At 79.6% G+C, this 3,723-nt stretch carries 1 protein-coding gene; it reads left to right on the top strand.

Features of this window, described 5'->3' with window-relative positions; genetic code table 11:
* Window positions 1–3,723, top strand: a 3,723-nt coding sequence (locus AO501_RS37925) for a hypothetical protein (RefSeq protein ID WP_197419819.1), incomplete at both ends; no start/stop codon positions are given.

Here is a 3,723-nt window from a genome sequence, read left to right as displayed (position 1 = left end):
CACGGGAGCCGCCGGCACCGCCGGTGACGGCGGGGTTGGCGGTATCGGCGGGACCGGCGGCCAGGGCGGAGAAGGCAGCCTCGGCTCCAACGGCGGCGGGACCGGCGGCCAGGGCGCGGCCGGCGGGGACGGCGGCCAAGGTGGCACCGGGGGCGCCGCCGGAGCCACCAACGGCGGCACCGCCGGAACCCAGGGCACCGGCGGCCAGGGCGGCACCGGCGGCCAAGGCGGCCAAGGCGGCCAAGGCGGCATCGGCGTCGACAACAGCACCAACCCCGGCATCGCAGGCGGGGCGGGCGGCACCGGCGGCACCGGCGGCACCGGAGGCGGAGCCGGCAAGGGCGGCACCGGCTCCACCACGGGCGCGGCCGGCACATCCGGCAACGGCGGCACCGGCGGCACCGGCGGCATAGGCGGCCAGGGCGGCATCGGGACCACCGGCACCACAGGTGGCGGCACCGGCGGCCAGGGCGCGGCCGGCGGCGACGGTGGCCAGGGCGGGGTTGGCGGCGCCGCCGGAGCGACCAACGGCGGCACCGCCGGAACCCAGGGCACCGGCGGCAGGGGCGGCACCGGCGGCCAAGGCGGCCAAGGCGGCACCGGCGGAACCGGCGGAACCGGCACCGACAACAGCACCAACCCCGGCATCGCGGGTGGCGACGGCGGAACCGGCGGCATCGGCGGCACCGGCGGTGCAGCCGGCAAGGGCGGCACCGGCTCCACCACGGGTGCGGCCGGCACGGCCGGCGACGGCGGCACCGGAGGCGCCGGCGGAATCGGCGGCAACGGCGGACAAGGCAGCACCGGCACCACAGGTGGCGGCACCGGCGGACAGGGCGCCGCCGGAGGCGACGGCGGCCAAGGCGGCACCGGCGGCACAGCCGGAGCCACCAACGGCGGCACCGCCGGAACCCAAGGTGCCGGCGGCAAGGGCGGCACTGGCGGCCAAGGTGGCCAAGGCGGCCACGGCGGAACCGGCACCGACAACAGCACCAACCCGGGCATTGCCGGCGGAGCGGGCGGAACCGGAGGCACCGGCGGCACCGGCGGCGCAGCTGGCAAGGGCGGCACCGGCTCCACCACGGGTGCGGCCGGCATAGCCGGCAACGGCGGCACCGGAGGCAGCGGCGGCACCGGCGGGAACGGCGGACAAGGCAGCACCGGCACCACAGGTGGCGGCACCGGCGGCCAAGGCGCTGCCGGCGGCGACGGCGGCCAAGGTGGCGCCGGGGGCGCCGCCGGCGCCACCAAGGGCGGCACCGCCGGAATCCAGGGTGCTGGTGGTCAAGGGGGCGTCGGCGGAGTCGGCGGCCAAGGCGGCACCGGCGGAACCGGCACCGACAACAGCACCAACCCCGGCATCGCCGGCGGAGCGGGCGGCACCGGCGGCATCGGCGGCACGGGAGGCGGGGCCGGCAAGGGCGGCACCGGTTCCACTGCGGGTGGGGCCGGCACAGCCGGCAACGGTGGAGCGGGCGGCGCCGGCGGCATAGGCGGCAAGGGCGGCACCGGCACCACAGGCACGACCGGGGGCGGCACCGGCGGCCAAGGTGCGCTCGGCGGCGACGGCGGCCAGGGCGGTGCCGGGGGCGCCGCGGGGGCCACCAACGGCGGCACCGCCGGCATCCAGGGAGTGGGCGGCAAGGGCGGCGTCGGCGGCCAAGGCGGCCAGGGCGGCACCGGCGGAACCGGCACCGACAACGGCACCAACCCCGGTATCGCCGGGGGTGCCGGTGGTGCCGGCGGCATCGGCGGCACGGGCGGTGCGGCTGGGAAGGGCGGCGCCGGCTCCACCACGGGTGCGGCCGGCACATCCGGCAACGGCGGTACCGGTGGCACCGGCGGCACCGGGGGCAAGGGCGGACAAGGCAGCACCGGCACGACCGGAGGCGGGACCGGCGGCCAAGGCGCCGCCGGCGGCGACGGCGGCCTGGGCGGCGCCGGCGGCGCAGCCGGAGCCACCAACGGCGGCACTGCCGGACTCCAAGGAGCCGGCGGCAAGGGCGGCATCGGAGGCCAAGGCGGCCAAGGCGGCACCGGCGGAACCGGCACCGACAACAGCACCAACCCCGGCATCGCCGGCGGGGCGGGCGGCACCGGCGGCATCGGCGGTACCGGCGGCGCGGCCGGCAAGGGCGGGACCGGCTCGACCATCGGCACGGCCGGCACATCCGGCAACGGCGGCACCGGAGGCATTGGCGGCACCGGGGGCAAGGGCGGTGCCGGCACCACTGGTACGACCGGAGGCGGGACCGGCGGCCAAGGCGCCGCCGGCGGCGACGGCGGCCAAGGCGGCACCGGCGGCGCAGCCGGAGCCACCAACGGCGGCACCGCCGGACTCCAAGGAGCCGGCGGCAAGGGCGGCATCGGAGGCCAAGGCGGCCAAGGCGGCACCGGCGGAACCGGCACCGACAACAGCACCAACCCCGGCATCGCCGGCGGCGGCGGCGGCACCGGCGGCACCGGCGGCACCGGCGGCGCAGCCGGCAAGGGCGGCACCGGCTCCACCACGGGTGCGGCCGGCACATCCGGCAACGGAGGCACCGGCGGCAGCGGCGGCACAGGCGGCAACGGCGGGCAAGGCAGCACCGGCACCACAGGTGGCGGCACTGGCGGGCAAGGCGCCGCAGGCGGCGACGGCGGGCAAGGCGGCACCGGCGGCGCCGCCGGGGCCACCAACGGCGGCACCGCCGGAAGCCAAGGAGCCGGCGGAAAAGGCGGCATCGGCGGAATCGGTGGCCAGGGCGGCCAGGGCGGATTTGGCACCGACAACAGCACAAAGTCGGGCGTCGCTGGTGGATCTGGTGGCGTGGGTGGCGTCGGCGGCACGGGCGGCGCTGCGGGGAAGGGCGGAACCGGCTCGACCACAGGTGCAGCCGGCACAGCTGGCAACGGCGGCGGGGGTGGCATCGGCGGAACCGGCGGGCAAGGCGGGCAGGGCAGCATCGGCGCGATCGGCGGCGGAACCGGCGGCACCGGCGCGGCCGGTGGCGACGGCGGCCAAGGCGGCGCCGGCGGAGCGGCCGGAGCCACCAATGGCGGCACCGCCGGAAACCAAGGCACAGGCGGCAAGGGCGGCATCGGAGGCCAAGGCGGCATCGGAGGCCAAGGCGGCATCGGCACCGACAACAGCGCCAACCCCGGCATCGCCGGCGGAGCGGGCGGCTCCGGTGGCACCGGCGGCGCTGGCGGTGGGGCCGGCCTCGGTGGAAGCGGCTCGACCGGCGGTGCGTCCGGCACGGCCGGTAACGGCGGCATCGGAGGCACCGGAGGCACCGGCGGACAGGGCGGACAGGGCAGCGCCGGTGCGATCGGCGGCGGCATCGGAGGCACCGGCGCCGGCGGCGGGGACGGCGGCCAGGGCGGAGTCGGCGGCGCAGCCGGAGCCTCCAACGGCGGCACCGCCGGAAACCAAGGCATCGGCGGCCAGGGTGGCTTCGGCGGCAAGGGCGGCCAAGGCGGCACCGGCGGCATCGGCACCGACAACAGCGCCAACCCCGGCATCGCCGGCGCAGCGGGCGGCACCGGTGGCAGCGGTGGCACCGGCGGCGCAGCCGGCCTCGGCGGCACCGGGTCCACCACCGGCGCGGCCGGCACAGCCGGCAACGGCGGCACCGGCGGCACCGGCGGCACCGGCGGACAAGGCGGACAGGGCAGCACCGGCGCCACAGGTGGCGGCATCGGCGGCCAAGGTGCCGCCGGCGGGGACGGCGGCCAAGGCGG

The sequence above is a fragment of the Mycobacterium gordonae genome, assembly GCF_001417955.2.
Taxonomy (GTDB): domain Bacteria; phylum Actinomycetota; class Actinomycetes; order Mycobacteriales; family Mycobacteriaceae; genus Mycobacterium; species Mycobacterium gordonae_B.
Note: the sequence above shows the minus strand (reverse complement) of the source record. Positions and strands in the feature narration are given on the sequence as shown.